Annotated in this window: 16 protein-coding genes; 6 read left to right on the forward strand and 10 right to left on the reverse strand. The window is 68.7% G+C overall.

Annotated features, from left to right (window positions below; genetic code table 11):
- Positions 1 to 30: 30 nt before the first annotated feature.
- The 3 genes from IT779_RS33605 to IT779_RS33615 all read right to left on the reverse strand — a co-directional run bounded on the left by IT779_RS33605 (position 31) and on the right by IT779_RS33615 (position 3,369).
- Positions 31 to 2,058: a M13 family metallopeptidase gene (locus IT779_RS33605; RefSeq protein WP_232542357.1), complete on the reverse strand. Its 2,028-nt coding sequence runs from the start codon at positions 2,056 to 2,058 to the stop codon at positions 31 to 33.
- Between the two features lie 72 nt (positions 2,059 to 2,130).
- Complete coding sequence (locus tag IT779_RS33610; RefSeq protein ID WP_196153515.1) at positions 2,131 to 2,508, reverse strand: DUF397 domain-containing protein; 378 nt, start codon at positions 2,506 to 2,508, stop codon at positions 2,131 to 2,133.
- A gap of 9 nt (positions 2,509 to 2,517) precedes the next feature.
- Positions 2,518 to 3,369 (reverse strand): Scr1 family TA system antitoxin-like transcriptional regulator, encoded by an 852-nt coding sequence (locus IT779_RS33615; RefSeq protein ID WP_196153516.1) that lies wholly within the window; start codon positions 3,367 to 3,369, stop codon positions 2,518 to 2,520.
- A 171-nt stretch (positions 3,370 to 3,540) separates the two neighbouring features.
- Here IT779_RS33615 and IT779_RS33620 point away from each other — a divergent pair, with 171 nt between their 5' ends.
- Positions 3,541 to 4,095: a hypothetical protein gene (locus tag IT779_RS33620; RefSeq protein WP_232542351.1), complete on the forward strand. Its 555-nt coding sequence runs from the start codon at positions 3,541 to 3,543 to the stop codon at positions 4,093 to 4,095.
- Here the strand turns inward: IT779_RS33620 and IT779_RS33625 are convergent.
- Complete coding sequence (locus IT779_RS33625; protein ID WP_196153517.1) at positions 4,073 to 4,564, reverse strand: DUF4190 domain-containing protein; 492 nt, start codon at positions 4,562 to 4,564, stop codon at positions 4,073 to 4,075. The two genes, IT779_RS33620 and IT779_RS33625, sit on opposite strands and share 23 nt — an antisense overlap.
- Positions 4,565 to 4,705: 141 nt before the next feature.
- Positions 4,706 to 5,482 (reverse strand): pirin family protein, encoded by a 777-nt coding sequence (locus IT779_RS33630; protein ID WP_196153518.1) that lies wholly within the window; start codon positions 5,480 to 5,482, stop codon positions 4,706 to 4,708.
- Between the two features lie 259 nt (positions 5,483 to 5,741).
- Here IT779_RS33630 and IT779_RS33635 point away from each other — a divergent pair, with 259 nt between their 5' ends.
- Positions 5,742 to 6,221, forward strand: coding sequence for an NUDIX hydrolase (locus IT779_RS33635; protein ID WP_196153519.1), 480 nt, complete (start codon positions 5,742 to 5,744; stop codon positions 6,219 to 6,221).
- On the forward strand, positions 6,218 to 7,615 hold the full coding sequence (locus tag IT779_RS33640) for an MFS transporter (protein WP_232542352.1): 1,398 nt from the start codon (positions 6,218 to 6,220) through the stop codon (positions 7,613 to 7,615). The genes IT779_RS33635 and IT779_RS33640 overlap by 4 nt, the downstream gene beginning before the upstream one ends.
- Positions 7,616 to 7,626: 11 nt before the next feature.
- On the opposite strand, the gene IT779_RS33645 is transcribed toward IT779_RS33640, so the two are convergent.
- Complete coding sequence (locus IT779_RS33645) at positions 7,627 to 8,151, reverse strand: hypothetical protein (protein ID WP_196153520.1); 525 nt, start codon at positions 8,149 to 8,151, stop codon at positions 7,627 to 7,629.
- 324 nt (positions 8,152 to 8,475) lie between these two features.
- Here IT779_RS33645 and IT779_RS33650 point away from each other — a divergent pair, with 324 nt between their 5' ends.
- Positions 8,476 to 10,128 carry a DUF4185 domain-containing protein gene (locus IT779_RS33650; RefSeq protein ID WP_196153521.1) on the forward strand — a complete coding sequence of 551 codons (1,653 nt, stop codon included), beginning with the start codon at positions 8,476 to 8,478 and terminating at the stop codon, positions 10,126 to 10,128.
- 233 nt (positions 10,129 to 10,361) lie between these two features.
- On the opposite strand, the gene IT779_RS33655 is transcribed toward IT779_RS33650, so the two are convergent.
- The 4 genes from IT779_RS33655 to IT779_RS33670 all read right to left on the reverse strand — a co-directional run bounded on the left by IT779_RS33655 (position 10,362) and on the right by IT779_RS33670 (position 14,364).
- A complete protein-coding gene (locus IT779_RS33655; protein ID WP_196153522.1) occupies positions 10,362 to 11,222 on the reverse strand; it encodes a 5-oxoprolinase subunit C family protein in 861 nt (286 codons plus the stop codon).
- Positions 11,219 to 11,875: a 5-oxoprolinase subunit B family protein gene (locus IT779_RS33660; RefSeq protein ID WP_196153523.1), complete on the reverse strand. Its 657-nt coding sequence runs from the start codon at positions 11,873 to 11,875 to the stop codon at positions 11,219 to 11,221. Before IT779_RS33660 ends, IT779_RS33655 begins: the two co-directional genes overlap by 4 nt.
- A gap of 96 nt (positions 11,876 to 11,971) precedes the next feature.
- Positions 11,972 to 12,724, reverse strand: coding sequence for a LamB/YcsF family protein (locus tag IT779_RS33665; protein WP_196153524.1), 753 nt, complete (start codon positions 12,722 to 12,724; stop codon positions 11,972 to 11,974).
- A 161-nt stretch (positions 12,725 to 12,885) separates the two neighbouring features.
- Positions 12,886 to 14,364, reverse strand: coding sequence for a CCA tRNA nucleotidyltransferase (locus IT779_RS33670; RefSeq protein WP_408637817.1), 1,479 nt, complete (start codon positions 14,362 to 14,364; stop codon positions 12,886 to 12,888).
- A gap of 81 nt (positions 14,365 to 14,445) precedes the next feature.
- Between IT779_RS33670 and IT779_RS33675 the strand changes: the two genes are divergently transcribed.
- Positions 14,446 to 14,982, forward strand: coding sequence for an NUDIX hydrolase (locus tag IT779_RS33675; RefSeq protein WP_196153525.1), 537 nt, complete (start codon positions 14,446 to 14,448; stop codon positions 14,980 to 14,982).
- Positions 14,979 to 17,516, forward strand: a complete 2,538-nt coding sequence (locus tag IT779_RS33680; protein WP_196153526.1) for a DUF6049 family protein — start codon at positions 14,979 to 14,981, stop codon at positions 17,514 to 17,516. The genes IT779_RS33675 and IT779_RS33680 overlap by 4 nt, the downstream gene beginning before the upstream one ends.
- The last annotated feature ends 330 nt before the right edge of the window (positions 17,517 to 17,846 follow it).

Consider the following 17,846-nt stretch of genomic DNA (forward strand, 5'->3'; position numbering starts at 1 on the left):
AGCGGCGCTACGGCCGTCGTCGCGTCCGGATCACCAGATCTTCACGCGCTCAGCGGGTTCCAGGTAGAGCGCGTCGCCCGGTCGCACCTCGAACGCCTCGTGGAAGCTGTCGATATTGCGAACCACGGCGTTGCAGCGGAACTCCGGCGGGGAATGCGGATCGACCGTGAGCCTGCGAATGGCCTCCTCGGCGCGCGCCTTGGTGCGCCACACCTGCGCCCAACCGAAGAACACGCGCTGCAGACCGGTGAGCCCGTCGATGACCGGCGGCTCCGCGCCGCCGAGCGAAATCCGGTACGCGGCAAGGGCGATGGAGAGCCCGCCGAGGTCACCGATGTTCTCCCCGATGGTGAACTCGCCGTTGACGGTGTGCTCGTCGGGCAGGTCCTGCGGGGACAGCACGTCGTACTGTGCGATGAGCGCCTTTGTGCGCTTGCCGAATTCGGTGCGGTCCGCGTCGGTCCACCAGTCGACCATATTGCCGTCGCCGTCGTACTTGGCGCCCTGATCGTCGAATCCGTGGCCGATCTCGTGACCGATGACCGCGCCGATGCCGCCGTAGTTCGCGGCGTCGTCGGCGTTCATGTCGAAGAACGGCGGCTGCAGGATCGCGGCGGGGAAGACGATCTCGTTCATGCCAGGGTTGTAGTAGGCGTTGACAGTCTGCGGGGTCATGAACCATTCGTCGCGGTCCACCGGGCCGCCGAGCTTGGCCAGGTCGCGATCGTGTTCGGCCGCGTACCCGCTGCGGTAGCTGGCGAGCAGATCCGCCGGGTCGACGGTGACCGCGGAATAGTCGCGCCAGCGGTCCGGATACCCGATCTTCGGCGTGAACTTCTCGAGCTTCGCCAGCGCCGCCTTGCGGGTTTCGGGCCCCATCCATTCGAGGTCGGCGATATTGCGCCGGTACGCCTCCTGGAGATTGGCGACCAACTCGATCATCCGCGTCTTGGCCTGCGGCGGGAAGTGTTCGGCCACATAGAGTTTGCCGACCGCTTCGCCGAGCAGTTCCTGCACCAGCGAGACGCCGCGCTTCCAGCGCTCCCGGTTCTCCTGCGCGCCGGTGAGGGTGCGACCGTAGAAGTCGAAGCTCTCCTCGACCATCGCGTCGGTGAGATGCGCGGCGCGCGCACGCAGCACCCGCCACGCCGCCCACGCCCGCCAGTCCTCGAGCGAGGCCTCCGACCAGATCCGCGCGAACGCGCGCAGGTAGTCGGGCTGGCGGACCACGAGTTCGGCCAGGATCTCACGACCCGAGGCGCCGATCCCCTCGGCCAGCGCGTCCGACCAGGCCACCCAGTCGAATTCGGGATGGTCGGCGACCAGCGACTCGAACGTGACGAGGTTGTAGCTCAGCTCGGCGTCGCGGCGGCGCACCACATCCCAGTGCCCTTCGGCGAGCTTGCGCTCGAGTTCGACCACGCGGGCAGCGACGGACTCGGGATCGGCGGGCAACAGGTCGGCGACCCGCGCGTCGGCGGCGGCGAGGGCGAAGACGCGAGCGATGTGCGCGGTGTACTTGGCGCGGATCTCGGCGAACTCGTCCTGGCGGTAGTAGGACTCGTCGGGCAGGCCGATGCCGGACTGACTGGCGTGCAGCAGGTAGCGGCTGGAGTTCTTGTCGTCGGTGTCGACGTAGCAGGCGATCGCGCCGCCGACGCCGGTGCGCTGCAGCCGTCCGAGCAGTGCCGCGAACGCGCCGCGATCGGTGACGGCGGCGATATCGGCCAGCTCTCCCGCGATCGGGCCGAGACCGGCGGCGGCGATCGCGTCGGTGTCCATGAAGGCGGCGTACAGGTCACCGATCTTGCGGGCGTCACTGCCCGGTGCGGCCTGCGCATCGGCGGCGGCGAGGATGATCCGCTGCACGTCGAGTTCGGCCTGGTCGTGCAGGATGCGGAAGGCGCCGTCGACGGCACGGTCGGCCGGGATCGCGTGTTCGGTCAACCATTTGCCGTTGACATGCGCGAACAGGTCGTCCTGGACCCGGATTGCGTCGTCGAGGTGGGACAGATCGATACCGGAGGGACTGATCAGCTCGGAAGTCACGATCTCCAGTATGCCGAGAACCGCGGATTCGGGGTCGGTGGTTGGCCCCGGCCGCGAGCGCGGCCGGGGGAAGGAGGGTGGTCAGACGGACAGGGTTGCCCGGTCGAATTCGCCGTCATGCACGCCGGCGACGAAGGCGTCCCATTCTTCGGGGGTGTAGGTGAGGGTGGTGTGGCCGTGACGAAGGGTGGTCGTACCGTCGGCGCCGGTGCGGGCGATCAGGCGATCGGCCGGTCGGCCGGTCGTGAGCAGGCCGAGGAACAAGGTCCACTCGTTCGCGGTCACGGTGATGATCGGCTCGTCGCCGGGGCGGTTGGCCGGATCGCGGCGGTATTTGCTGTCACGGATCAACACCGCGTCACCGACGAAACGAACCTCGACACATTGATTGCCGTTGTTTGACTTTGTCGATGTGAACCAGCCGGTACAAACCGACCGGAGGGTTGCGGTGGTGGTCATGGCCGGATTTTACACCCCGGCATAATTTCTTATGAGGGCCAGTGAATCGGCGCGACTGAGCGACTGATCACGCGCGCGCACATAAGCGAAGCCCAGGTCACGCACCAGATCCGGATCATCGACGGCGCCGCCGAACACCGCGCTCTCCACCCAGCCGAAGGTCGGCAACCGCTCCCCGGAGAAATCGATGAGATGAAAACTCGAACCACCCAGAATCGAACCCGCGGTCGCGCTGAACGGAATGATCCTGACCTCGATATTGTCGAGTTCTTCCAGCAGCCGGGCGAGATGTTCGAGTTGTCCGCGCAGAATATCGGGGCCGCCGGTCTGCTGTAGCAGGGTGCCCTCGCCGATCACCGCGGTCAGCTCGACCCGCTGGGCGCCGCGCAGCCGCGCCTGCCGCCGCAGCCGGATCGAAACCAGCTGTTCCACCTGCACCGGCCGGATCATCACATCGGCGCTGATCAGCGCCCGCGCGTAGGGTTCGGTCTGCAACAGACCCGGCACCACGAGACTGTCGTAGCTGCGGATGCTCTGCGCGCCGTATTCCATGCCGTAGAGCCGCTGGAGTTCGGGACCGATCAGCGCCGAGGACTTCGTCCACCAGCCGCGCTGTTTGCTGAAATTGAGCAGGGCCAGCAATTCGGCGCGATCCTCGGCGTCGACCTCGAGGATTTCGAGCACGGGACCGATGGTGTTCGCGGTGAGAACACGACGGCCCTTCTCCACGTGCGACCAGTTCGCGGGCGTGAACCCGACCCGTTTGGCGAAGGTCGCGGAGTCGAATCCGCACTGTTCACGCAGCTCACGTAGTCGGAGCACCAGTTCCCAACGGGCGACGGTCGGTGAGACGGGTGCCATGCGGAGGATGCTACGCGCTGCCGACTCACCCGCGTGTGACTATTGTCAATCGAGTTGCGCGGGGCTACGCTCCGCAGTAGCTGAGAAGTCACTGCTCCGGAGTAGCTGAAGGTCACTGCTCCGGAGAAGCCGCAGATTCACCCGTCACGTCGAATCGAGACGAGGTCAGTCATGATCGAACGCAGTGAACGACTATCCGGCACCGCAACACCCGACCGACCGACCTCCGCCGCACCACCCACCGCGGGCGAATACACCGCGATCCAGGACGCCTTCGTCCGTTGTCGCGCCTACCGCAAGGACCACGGACTCTTCGCGGTCGTAGAACCCGCGCTCGGGCGCATCATGCTCGAAATCGGCGCGGTCGGCGCGGTCGTGGTGCCCGCCGCGCTCGGCGCACGGGTCAGGGAGACGCTGCGCGCCGACGGCAGGCCGTCACCGGGACCGATCATCACCCACCCGCGCTCGGACCGATGGACCTTCCTCACCGGCCCGACCGACAACTCCTACCTGGATATGACTCTGTTCGCCGACCTGTTCCGGGTCTGCGCCGCGCTCGCGCTGCCCGGCAGCCGGATCGTGTTGCCATCGCCCGCCGACGAACTCACCGGCTACCGCGACTGGATCGCGCCGCCGCTGGGCGACTACCGCCCCGACCTCGCCGAGGTGATAGCCGCCACCAGGTCTTGCGCGACGCCCGCGGCTAAGGGGTCGGCCGCGGGGTGAGCGTGATGCTGTACTTGTCCTCGATGTTCTGCTGGAAATCCCGCTCGCACTGCTCGATCTTCGCTTGATCGCCGCCCGCGTTGCTGAGGCAGTCGACATAGTCCGTGCCGCCGATTTCCTCGAAGAAGCGGAAGCCGAGGACGGCGATCACGGAGGCGGCGACGATCCCGATGATGCCGAGGATCAGGCCCGCGACCGCCATGCCTGCGCCCGCTCCGGTGCCGCGCCGGGACTTGACCAGGGCGATGATGCCGAAGATCACCGCGAAGAGCCCGAAGACGAACCCGCCGAACACCACGAGCAGGCCGAGGATGGCGAGTATGCCGAGAACCAGGGCGGTGATCGCCATGCCCTTGCCCTTCGGCGACTCCTGCCAGTACTGGCCGCCGCCCGGAGGCGGGTACTGGCCGGGCGGAGGCGGCGGGTACTGGCCCGGTGGGTACTGGCCCGGCGGCGGATATTGCGACATGGACGTCCTCTCAGTCGGTGCCGCGGGCGAAATCACTCACGCGGGATACTGCCTACTGATCGCATTCCCTTCGCCGCGATGTTAATGCGGCCGCCCGGACGCGCGCGGCGTACGAGTGCCGTGCCGGGTCGGGTCGCGGCCTCAGGAACCGCCGAGTCGGGCGTGCATCTCCCACACCAGCACCTCGGCGGGTCCGCGCGCGATGACGCGCTGACCGCCGGTCCTGGTCAGCCGGACCGCGTCGCCTTCGTAGAGGGTGCCGACACTCTCCATCTCCACCTCGCCCGACGCCACGAACACGTGGGTGTACGGCGCGTCGGGCAGATCCACGCCGTGTTCGGGATCGCCTGGCATCCGCGCGACGTGCAGCGCCGAATGACTGCTGTTGATCGTGATGGCGGTGCGATCGCGGTAGCGCGGCAGCCCCGAGGCCACCGTCACCAGTTTGCCGCTCGCCAACTCGTCGTCGATCTCGAGCTGCTGGTAGCCGGGGTCGACGCCGGGTTCGTCGGGCACCACCCACATCTGGACGAAGTGCACCGGGTCGGCGTGGACGGGCGAGCCGTCGACCCGCCACGCGTCGTTCTTCTCCGAGTGCATGATGCCGGTGCCCGCGCTCATCCGCTGCGCGAGACCCGGATAGATGACACCACTGTGCCCGAGCGAATCCTGATGGACCAGACTGCCGTCGAGCACCCAGGTCACGATCTCCATGTCCCGGTGTGGGTGGGTGTCGAAGCCCTTGCCGGGCGACACCACGTCCTCGTTGTTCACCAGCAGCAGGCCGTGATGGGTGTTGTCGGGATCGTAGTGCTCCCCGAAGGAGAACGAATGCTTCGAATCCAGCCAGGAGACGCGGGTCTTCATGCGGTCGCCGCCGCGATGGACATCGATGTGTGGTGTCGTGAGTGTGGACATCGTGGTCCTCCTCTCGGGACCGTGCACCGATCACCTTTCAGGGTAGGAGTACGTACGGGGCGGTACTCCGAATTCCTAGTAAATTGTGCTGCACTCGGCATTTTACGCGAGCGACCAGCGGGTGAACGGCAGGCGAGCAGTACCAACCGGTATGTCGAATCGAAGCGCGGCGACGTAAGGTACCGCGACAGCGATTCCGAATACTCCAACATAGATGCGTAACGTGATGCGGCACAACGTAACCGGAGGTGACAGCCAGATGCGGTCCGAGCAACTCCGCGGCATCGAGCGCGAACTCCGCGCCGCCGCGCACACCGACGGTATCGGTGATTTCGTGGTCGGCGTCGCCGTATTCCGCGACGGCAAACTCCTGGTGGTCCGGCGAGTTCCGGACGACTATTACGGCGGCATGTACGAACTGCCGGGCGGCGGCGTCGAATCCGGGGAGAGTTTCGCCGAATGCGTGACACGTGAACTGTTCGAGGAAACCGGACTGCGTGTGCGCGAAATCACCGAATTCCTCGGCGCCATCGACTACGCCACCAGGAGCAAGGCCAGGGTGCGCAAATTCAGCTTCGTCGTCGACGCCGACGCCGGACAGGTCGAACTCGCGCCGGGCGAACACGACGCACACGCCTGGATCGGCGCCGACGACCTCGACCGGCTGCCCATGGCGCCCGACACCCGGCAAATCATCGGCGCGCTGATCGAATCGCTCGATCCGACCCGCCCCGGATGAGCGAACAGGCCACCCGAGCGGGCAGAATCGGCGACGTGTCCACCGGTCACCCACCAAGCCCGCTACCGGCAGGCGAGCGCGCGACCGCCTGGCTGACCGCACTGCGCGAACATCCGGCCGCCGCCCGCCTGTCCGCAGTGCGCTTCGCCGGACAATTCGGCGACGGCATGTTCCAAGCCGCCCTGTCCGGCGCCATTCTGTTCAACCCCGAACGCGAAACCGACCCGCTGGCCATCGCCGCCGGATTCGCCGTACTGCTCCTGCCGTACTCGCTGATCGGACCGTACGCGGGCGCACTGCTCGACCGGTGGGACCGCCGCAACGTGCTGCTCGTCGCCAACGCGCTGCGCGCCGCGCTGATCGCGCTCGCCGCCATCGGACTGCTCGCGGGCATCGGCGAGACACCGCTGCTGCTGCTCGCTCTCGCCGTCGTCGGAGTCAGCCGATTCGTGCTGTCCGGGGTATCGGCGGCGCTACCCCGGGTGCTCGCGCCGAACTGGCTGGTGCCGATGAACTCGCTGCTCGCGACCGTGGCCTCCGGCTGCGCGGGCGTCGGAGCCGCCGCCGGTGTCGCGATCATCGGTGTGATCGGCGCGGGCGACCGCGGCTCGGCCGTCGCCGTCGCCGTCAGCGCCTGCGGGTCACTCGTGAGCATCGCCGTCGCCACCCGCTTCGGCGCGCGCGTCCTCGGACCCGAACCCGGAACGGCGGTCGCGTACAGCGCGGTCAAGGCGATCGCCACCGGACTGCGCACCGGCGCCACAGCGGTATGGCAATCCGCCCAGGTCACCACCGCGATGATCGGCATCGGCGCGCACCGTGTCGTGTTCGGCGCCAACACCCTCGTCATGGTGCTCGTGCTGCGACAGAGCTCCGGCGGCGACGGCGGACTGATCGGATTCGGCGTCGCCATCGGCGCCACCGCCGCGGGCATGCTCGTCGCCGCCGTCGTCGCGCCGCTGCTGATCCCGCGCATCGGCAGACCGGGAGCGGTACTCACCGGACTCGGCGTCGCGCTCGTCGTCCAACTGACCCTAGTCACCCCCATCGCCGTCGCCGACCCTGGCCCCGCCGCCCACCGCGCCCATGAACTGCTGCTCGTCGGTGCGTTCCTGTTCGGCCTCGCGGGCCAGACCATCAAACTCGCAGGCGACGCCACCATGCAGATCGAGATCGACGACGCCAGACGCGGACAGGTCTTCGCACTCCAGGACACCGTCTTCAACATCGCGTTCGTACTCGCCATCGCCGCTGCCGCGAGCGTCATCCCCTCGGACGGCCGCTCCCTGCCGCTCGTCCTCACCGGCGCCGCCGTCTATGGCGGTGGCATCGCGGCGGTGCTGGCCACATTGCGGCGCGGGCGGTCGGCGCCGCCGCGCGCAGGCTGCCCCTAGGCCGACCCGGTTCAGCCGGTGCGGTCGTCCGCCTCGAAGGAACCCTCCAGCAGGCGACCGCGCTGATCGGGGAGCGGGCCGGTGTGTTCCATCAGCTCATCGGCATCCCACGGACGGACCGCGGATTCGGGACGAGTGACCGGATACTCCGATAACACGTCAGTCAGCCCGTTTATGAACAGTTTGTTCGATTCCGGACCTGCATCCGGTACAGGATCGGTGCGCACGATCCACGCCAGCGGCTCCCGCTCGGCGTCCTCCGGCGAACCCGTGATGCGGTGCTCCCAAGTGCCGAGCCCGGAAGGGTCGGTATAGAAATGGTCCAGCAAGCCGTCGTCGTCGAGATCGAGCGCGGCGATATCGGCGACACCCGAGCCGTCGGGATCCCACAGCGCGTCATCGGCCAGACCGTCACCGTCGAAATCCAGCCGTACCGCGTCGGATGTGCCGGTCCGGGCCAGATCCAGATCCGCTTCCGACGACCACACCGTGATCTCGCCGTCCCCGGTGCCGAACACATACTCGATCTCGCTCATACGAACTTGGACGCAACCACCCGCCTACCGGTTCCGTGTTGTGTTTCTTGGCGTCGCCCCCGGCCCGGGGTTCCCAAACGCCGGACCACAACCGAAACCACCACAGCGCTCCCCTGGCTGAGCCCGAGGGGGCACCGAAGGTGCCCGGTTCGCGGCCGTCTCGCGTCCGAGCGGTCGAAGCGCACGCGACGAAGTCGCAAGTCTCGACCGCTCGGACGCGAGACATAAAGGGCCGCGAACCCGCGGCGCCGCAGGCGACGCAAAATAGACACAGTGGGGTAGGTTGATCTTCCTGTGGTCCGAATCGACAGGGGGTCAACGGACATGGGTCTGCTGCTGCGGAACCTGGAATCGCCTGCGCTCGTTGGTGTGGCCCTGTTGGGGGCGTTGTCGCTGCCTGCGCCGAGCGCGCATGCGGGGCCCGCGCCGTGGGCGCCTCCACCGGTGAACGTGTGCGGAGAAGTGGGGTTCGACCCGCTGGTGCGCAAGCCCGATCCGAATGCTCCATTGCCGCCGCCGATCCAGATTCCGCCGCAGATCGACATACCCATTCCGTGGCCGGAGATCACGCCGGTGCCGCCGGATCCGGCGCAGGACAACACCCGGATCGTGCCCGAGCCGCTGCCCATTGATCCCTGTCACAATCCGTGTCCGGACGTGCGGGACAGTCAGAAGCCCGACAAGCCCGACAAGACCGAATCCGCGGTCGCACCGGATACCGGATCAGGGTCGGGTTCGAGTTCTGGATCGGGTTCCGGGTCGGGCTCGAGTTCCGGGTCGGGCTCGGGGTCGGGCTCGAGTTCCGGGTCGGGCTCGGGGTCGAATTCGGGATCGGGCACGTTCGCATTGCCGAAAATCACCGTCCGGCCCGACATCGAGCCGATCCCGATACCGATACCGGGGGAGGCGGGCGATCCTCCGCAGCCCGCACCGCCGCGCGTGACGCCCGCGTCCGAACCCGGTCCCGTGGCCGAGGCGGTGACGCGGCCGCATGTCGAATCGGTGGAGCTGGTGAAGCAGATCACCGGGCACGGCTCGGAGAACCGCACCGATATGCGTTGGCAGGTGGACGGAACCGACCTCGGACTCATGTGGGAGACCGAACCGGGCAAGGTCGCGGTGGTGTTCGGCGACACGTTCGGCGCGGGCTGGGAATACGGCGGAGCGGACGGGCCCGACTGGCGCAGCAATGTGCTGGCGTTCAGCTCCGACGCCGACCTGTCGGACGGGCTGACCATCGACACCATGGTCCAGGACAGCCGTTGTCACGCCGCGGAATTCCTGGCCAGCCGCAAGATCAAGAACTGGGAGACCACCGTGATCCCGACCTCGGGGTTCGCGATCGGCAAGCGCCAGTACCTGAGCTACATGTCGGTCAACCACTGGGGGCGGGTGCCGGGCACCTGGTCCACCAACTACGGCGGCATCGCCTGGTCGGACGACGGCGGCAATACCTGGGTCAAGGATCAGCACGCCAAGTGGGACAACTTCTTCGGGACCGGACGCTTCCAGGTCACCGCGATGGTGCCGCACGGCGACCACGTCTACATGTTCGGCACGCCCAACGGCCGGGTCGGCGTCACGGCGTTGGCGCGGGTGCCGGGCAAAGACGTGCTGAACAAGTCCGCGTACCAGTACTGGGTGGACGGGCGGTGGGCGCCCGCCGCCGAAAGTCGGGCGACGCCACTGTTCTTCGGGATCGCCAGCGAACTGTCGGTCCGCCACGACGCCGGATCGGATCGCTGGCAGATGGTCTACCTCGACCCCGTCCGCGGCGCGATCATGCTGCGGGAAGCGCCTACGCCGCAAGGGTTGTGGACCGACGCGGTGCCGCTGGTGGAGACCGCCGACTACCCGAAGGCGTACGGCGGCTTCATCCACCCGTGGTCGACCTCGAAGGATCTGTACTTCACGGTGTCGGCATGGGACACCTACAACGTCTACCTGATGCGCGCGAAACTGCGTGAGCCGCGCTGAACTTCACCCGCACCGGGGTGCACCTGGCCCACGGACGGACCGAGGCCGATGTCTAGAGAATGTTCACGCGCGTAAGTGAACCTGTGGCGCATGACCGCTCGCGGATGTCGACTGTCGCCGTTCGCGCACGTGGGTGAGTCCGGGCCGTGGCGCCACCGGATCCGCGCGGCCACAACGAGTTCACGCGCGGCGACTGCGGTCCGGGGCCGAATACATAGGTGCGAAGGTCACATTCACGCGGGGGCGTTGGTGAACCGTAGCCGGGTGCCCGGCCTGGCTTGGGCGATCGCGTCCACGTCGGCGTCGACGACCACGGCGATCACCGGGTAGCCGCCGGTGATCGGGTGGTCAGCGAGGAACACAACGGGCTGACCGCTCGGCGGCACCTGAACCGACCCCAAAGCCATACCCTCGGTGCGTAATTCGCGGGTGATCCGGCGGCGCAGCGCGGGCCCGGTCCGGCGGTCGAGCCGCGCGCCGATCCGATCGGTATCGGCCGACACCGTCCAGTCGCCCGCGAAAAGCGCGTCCGGTTCGCTGAACCAGTCCGCGCGCGGACCCGGCAGCGCACGCACCACCAGCGGATCGGCCCCGAAAGCGGCGACGGGGGCGAGGTCGATGATCGGAATCGTCCGCGGCGGCGGACCGATCGGCAACCGGTCGCCGGGATGCAACGGTTGCGGGCCGATCCCGGACAGGGTGTCGCGGCTGCGCGAGCCGAGCACCGGTTCGACGTCGAATCCGCCGCGTACCGCGACATAGCTGCGTAAACCGCTGCGCGCCATGGCCAATCGCAGCACCTGACCTGCCTCGAGTTCCAGCACGCTCGCCGCGCCCACCGGCACGCCGTCGACAGTGGCCTGCGCCGCGGCGCCGGTCACCGCCATCGTGTGGTGCCGGGACACGCGCAGTTCGAGTCCGCCGAGCAGCACCTCGATGACGGCCGCGCTCTCCGGATTGCCGACGAGCCGATTGGCCAGCGCGCACGAACCGCGATCGGCCGCGCCCGCCGGGCCGACGCCGGAATCGAACCAGCCCGGCCTCCCGAGATCCTGGATGGTCGCGAGCGGACCGACCGCACGCACGTCGATCATCGGTCCACCGCCTCGAACCGCACCGCCGCACCCGCCCTGACCAGCGCGGGTTGCTCGCGGCCCGCATCCCACATCGGCGCGTCGGTGTGCCCGATCAGCTGCCAGCCGCCGGGGGAGGAGCGCGGGTACACCGCCGAATATCCGCCCGCGAGCGCCACCGCACCCGCCGGGATCGCCGTGCGCGCCTGCGCTCGACGCGGCACGGCCAACCGCCCGTCGGGAGATTCCAGATAGCCGAATCCGGGCGCGAATCCCACGAACGCGCAACGCCATACGACGCCGGTATGCGCGGCGACCACTTCGGCGACCTCCATCCCGAGCAGTCCCGCGACCTCGACCAGGTCCGCGCCGTCGTAACGCACGGGGATACGCACCGGCTCGCCCATCCCCGACCACACATCCGCGACGGCGACCGCGTCGAGATCACCGAGCAGCGCTTCCAGTTCGCGACGCACCGTCTCACCCGCCCGTACCGAATCCAGCGTTACCAGTACCGTTTCCGCCGCGGGCAGCACATCCCGCACACCTGGCGGACGATGTTCGCGCAAAGCGGCGACGAATTCCGCGACCGGGGCGGTGACCAATAACGCCCGATCACCAGCACGGCGAATTCCCCGCTCCGGACTCCGATCGGTGGCATCCGCGCCGGTCATCGCGTCGCACCCGATCTCGGCCGCTCGAATCCCCGCCGCGTGGATACGCACCGTTCCGATCCGCCTATGGCCCGACTTCGCATTCCGCGACCTCGCTCAGGCGAACGATTCGAGCGGCACGCCGACATCGTGCAGGGATTCCCTGATCCGTCGTGCCATCTCCACGGCGGCGGGGGTGTCGCCGTGGACGCAGATGCTCTTGGCCGTCACCTTCACCTCTCGACCATCGACCCCGCGCGCCCGCCCCGATGTCGCGATCGATACCGCTTGCGCCACCGCGTCGTTCGCGTGCAGGACCGCGCCTTCCGTGCCGCGCGGCGCGAGTGTGCCGCGTGGCGTGTAGGCGCGATCGGCGAAGCCCTCGCCGACGAAGCGCAGGCCCGCGGCCGCCGCGGACTGCTCGAGTTGGCTGTCCGCAGGCCCGAGCAGGGCCAGTTCGGCGCCGAATTCGACCAACGCGCCCACGACGGCATCGGCGGCGGAGCGGTCGGCGGCGGCCGAATGGTAGAGCGCGCCATGCGGTTTCACGTACCGGACGCGGTCGCCCGCGATCCGCGCGAAGGTGTCGAGGCCGCCGATCTGGTAGAGGATCTCGTCGCGCAGGTCGGCGGGGTCCATGGCGATCGCGCGCCTGCCGAAGCCCGCCTGATCGCGGTAGCCGATGTGCGCGCCGATGCGCACCCCCTTCGCCACCGCGACCTCGCAGGTGCGCCGCATGATCGACGGGTCGCCCGCGTGGAACCCGCAGGCGATGTTGGCGCTGGTGACGATGTCGAGCATGGCGGCGTCGTCGCCCATCGTCCACGCGCCGAATCCCTCGCCGAGATCACTGTTCAGATCCAGCGGCATACGCATTCCTCCGGGGGTGTGGCGCGGCTCGGCGCCTCAGTCAACTGTGCCACGACGCGGGCCGTTCGCGAGGCCGAACTCGATCCGGTTCCGCGATCCATCGGCACCGCCGCCGCACGATCGGCACCGCCGCCGATCCGTCCAACCGACCGGACGAAGCCTCACGTCCGCGACTTCCACCAGTCCATCAACGCCGCCTCGGCCTCCTCCCGCGACATCGGACCCCGGTCCAGGCGCAGCTCCTTCAAATGGTTCCACGCCTTGCCGACCTCGGGCCCCGGCGGCAGATCCAGCAGCTCCATGATCGCGTTGCCATCCAGATCGGGGCGGACCTTGGCCAGGTCCTCCTGCTCCTTCAGGCGTTCGATCCGCTCCTCGAGTTCGTCGTAGGTGGCGCGCAGGGCGGCCGCGCGACGCTTGTTGCGGGTGGTGCAGTCGGCGCGCACCAGTTTGTGCAGGCGCGGCAGCAGGTCGTCGGCGTCGGTGACATAGCGACGCACCGCGGAATCCGTCCACTGGCCCTTGCCGTACCCGTGGAACCGCAGGTGCAGGAAGACCAGCCGTGCGACCTCCTCGGTGAACTGTTTGGGATATTTCAGCGCGCGCATCCGCTTGCGCACCATCTTCGCGCCGACCACCTCGTGGTGGTGGAAACTGACCCCGCCGCCCGCCTCGTTGCGTTTGGTGTCGGGCTTGCCGATGTCGTGCAGCAGCGCGGCCCACCGCAACACCAGGTCGGGGTCACCGTCCTCCAACTCGACGGCCTGCCGCAAGACCGTCAGCGAATGCCAGTAGACGTCCTTGTGCTGATGGTGTTCATCGATCTCCAGTTTCATCGCGGGAACCTCGGGCAGCACTTGTTGCGCCAACCCGGTCTCGCACATGACATTGATTCCGTCGAGCGGATGCGCGCCGCCGATCAACTTGTCCAGTTCGACCCTGACCCGTTCGGCGGTGATCCGGTCGATCTGTTCGGCCATCTCCGCGATCGCCACGCGCACGCGGGGGGCGAGATCGAATCCGAGCTGGGAGACGAAGCGCGCGGCGCGCAACATCCGCAGCGGATCGTCGTCGAAGGAGTCGCGCGGCGCGGCCGGTGTGTCGAGGACGCCCGCGAGCAGCGCGTCCATACCGCCGAGCGGGTCGATGAACTCCAGCGCGCCGTCCGCGCCGACCCGCACCGCCATCGCGTTGACCGTGAAATCGCGGCGGACCAGGTCACCGGCGAGAGTGTCGCCGAAGGTCACCTCCGGATTGCGGGAGACACGGTCGTAAGTGTCGCTGCGGAAGGTGGTGATCTCGAGCTGCTGATCCGACTTCGACGCGCTGACCGTGCCGAAGGCCAGGCCACCGGTATCCCAGATGTGGTCGGCCCAGCCGCGCATCATGTCCTGCACCGCGTCGGGGCGGGCGTCGGTGGTGAAGTCGAGATCGGTGCCGAGCCGCCCGAGCACGGCGTCGCGAACACTGCCGCCGACGAGGTACAACTCGTATCCTCGGGCCGCGAACAACGCCCCGAGCGGTGTCAGCACCTCCGACAACCCGCCGAGGGTTACCGCGGCGGCGGCAAGCAAGCGGGTGCGTCGATCCGACACGGCGGCAGCGGACTCGGGGTCATCGTTGGACTTGGGCGAAACCACGAAAAGGCAGCTTACCGAGCGGTCACGGGCGCGAACACGCCGCGCCGAAAGGGTGCGCGACGAGCACAGTAGGATTGCTAGGTGTCTCCGGCCGATCGCGCGAACAGTCGACGCCGCCAGCCCCGGCGCCGCGGTTCGGCGGCCAACGCGGCCAAGCCGCGCATGCGCACCGTGCGGGAAACCTCGGCGGGCGGTCTGGTCGTCGCCGGACTCGACGGTCCCGGCGAGCAGCGCAGCGCGGCACTGATCGGTCGCACCGACCGGCGCGGCAGGCTGCTGTGGTCGCTGCCGAAGGGCCATATCGAAGAGGGCGAGACGGCGGAGCAGACGGCGATCCGCGAGGTCGCCGAGGAGACCGGGATCAACGGCGTCGTTGTGGCCGAACTGGGCAGCATCGATTACTGGTTCGTCACCGAGGGTCGCCGGGTACACAAGACCGTGCATCATTACCTCATGCGTTCGGTCGGCGGCGAGTTGTCGGACGCCGATGTCGAGGTCACACAGGTCGCGTGGGTTCCGTTGAGCGAATTGGATTCCCGTCTGGCATACGCCGACGAGCGACGGCTGGCCGAGATGGCGAATCGATTGATCGACCGGATGGAGACCGGCAAGCGATGACGCGTGGACTGTTCCGGATCATCGTGGCGGTCCTGATCCTGCTCGGCTCGGTGACAATGCTGCCCGGACTGCTCGACGGCGCCGCCACGGCGCAACCGACCGGCTCGAGCAATTCGACGACCCCGAAATTCCTCAAACTCTCGCTGGACTCGGTGAACCCGTCGACCGTGACCACGACCGGCGACAACCGGCTGACGGTGGCCGGCACGGTCACCAATATCGGCGACCGCGTCGTCGACGACGTCAGCATCCGCATCCAGCGCGCCGCGGCCGTCGTTGAACCGGGCGACCTGCGCTACGCGCTGCGCCTGGACCAGGTGAACTACGACCTCACCGGCCCCTTCGAGGACGTCGCCGAACGACTCAGCCCCGGCCAGCGCAAACAGTTCACCGTCACCATCCCGCTGCGCCCCGACGGTTCGGGCGGCCCGTCCCTCGACATCACCCAACCCGGCGTATATCCGCTGCTGCTCAATGTGAACGGCGAACCCGCCTACGGCAATCAGGCCCGACTCGACGACGCCCGTTTCCTGCTGCCGGTGCTCGGGCTGCCGTCCTCGGGTCAGGGCGCCGCGCCGGTGCAGGCGGCAGCGAACGCGCCGGTCGCGACGACCATGGTGTGGCCGCTCGCGGACCGGCCGCGGATGATCGCGGGCGTACCGGGATCGGTCAACGGCAAGGCCGAACTCACCGACGACGACCTGGCCGCCTCGCTCGCCAAGGGCGGACGGCTCGACCAGCTGCTCGGCGCGCTGGAGACCGCACTCGCCGCGAACGGCGCCGCGAAAGGTGGGTTGGCCTCGGCGTTGTGCGTCGCGATCGACCCCGACCTGCTACTCACCGCGCAGGCCATGACCAACGGTTACCGGGTGCTCGCCAGCCCGTCCGACCCCGGCGGCGCGACCAGGGACGGGTCGGGCGCGGAGGCCGCGCTGGCGTGGCTGGAACGGCTGCGCGCGGTCGCGGGGTCGGTGTGCACGGTGGCGCTGCCCTTCGCCCAGGTCGACATCTCCGCGCTGGCCGCGGTCAACGACGCGGGACTGACCGCGCGGGCGTTGCACGCGCCCGCCGACATCGTCGACACGATCCTGTCCACCCGCTCGGTGCGCGGGATCGGCCTGCCCGATTCCGGGAGCATCGACACGAGCGCGGGCAGCCTGCTGCGCAGCCACGGTGTCACCACCGCCGTACTCGCCGATTCGGCCGCGGTGCCGGTCGGCGCGCCGCACGACGCCGACTCCACCCAGGTGAGTTCGGGCACCGGCTTCGGCGGGTCGATCGGCCAGACGCCGACCGAGACCGCCGCGCCGCCGCTGGTCCGGATCCCCGAGGTCGCGGTGCAACCGGTGGTCGGTGCGTTGCAGGAGTCCGCGCCGCCCGGCGGCTCGGGCGGCGCACCCGCCGTCGATCCCGCGCTGCGCGTCGCCACCTTCGACATCTGGTCGGCGACCGCGCTCGCCGCCGTCGGCTCCAATCCGCCCACCCCGTCGTTCACACCCGCGCGGGTCCGCTACGAGGTCACCAACGACTCGCGCGCCGCCCGATTGCAGGACGCGCTCGGCGCCATCTCGTGGAGCGCGCTGGACACGGCGTCGGGCCGCCCGCGTTCGCTGCTGCTCATGCCGCCGCAGCAGTGGGGCGCCAACCGCGACGAGGCGGGCGCGCTGCTGCGGCAGGTGGACTCGCTGCTGCGCGCGAATCTGGCGACCGCGCGCCCGTTCACCGATCTGCTGACCGAACCGGCCGACGGGCAGTCCTATGAACTGAACTACCTGTCGCGCGCCGCCGAGGACGCGGCGCCGGAACGCTTCGTGCTCCCGGTCAGGGAACAGGCGACCAGGACCACCGAACTGGGCCGCGCGCTGGTCGATGTGCCCGAGTCCGAGCCGACGCCGCAGCAGTTCCTCTCCCCGCTCGGCGACGACCTGATCCGCGTGCTCACGCTCTCCGATCGCAGGTCGGGCAACAGCGCCCAACCCGACACCTTCGCCCAGCGCAGGCTCGACCAGACCACGACGGCGCTGGACCGGCTGTACCGGTCGGTGACCGTGCTGCCGCCCGGCGGCGTGTACACGCTCGCCTCGGAGCAGAGTCCGCTGCTGCTGGTGGCGCGCAACGATCTGCCGGTCGCGATCCGGGTGCGGTTCCTGATCGGCGCGCCCGCGGAGACGAAGATCACCGACATCGGCGAGCAGCTACTGCCGCCCAACGGCATTCGGTCGTTCCAGATCCCCTCCGAGGTCAGTGACAGCCGGAACCTGGTGATCCCCATCTCATTGACGACCCCGGACGGTGTCGCGCTCGGCGATTCGACGGTGGTGTCGGTCCGGTCCAACGCCTACGGTCAGGCGCTGGCGATCATCACGGCGTGCGCGGCGCTGCTGCTGGTGGTCTTGGCGGGCAGGCGGCTGTGGCGACGCTTCCGCGGCAAGCCCGATCCGGCGGACGAGGGTGTCGATTCCGGCATCAGGCGGCGGGTCGTCCGCTATGGACGCTTGCGTAGGAAGGTCATGCGTGAGTCGCACGAGGGATGAACATGCGTCTTTAACCGGACAGCGATCCGATTCGGGACACATGTTCGGCAACGTCGTCTATGTGGCGCGGCCCCCGTGGCCGCACAATGGTGAGTGGTCGACCGAGCACGCCGGGCGAAACGCCGCACCGCGAGCGAGCCGGATGCCGGGGTCCAGCGCGATACAGGAGGCATGATGAGCGACGATGACTTGTCCGCTCATCGGTTCAGACCTGACGAACGACCCGACGGGCCACCGGTCCGCCGGTCGCCCGCGGCGCCGTGGGAACGCGGCGTGCCGCAGGATGAGGCGTCCGAGGATCCCGGCGTGACGCCGCACGATCCGTACGGC

This window comes from Nocardia bovistercoris, from assembly GCF_015674855.1.
GTDB classification, from domain to species: domain Bacteria; phylum Actinomycetota; class Actinomycetes; order Mycobacteriales; family Mycobacteriaceae; genus Nocardia; species Nocardia bovistercoris.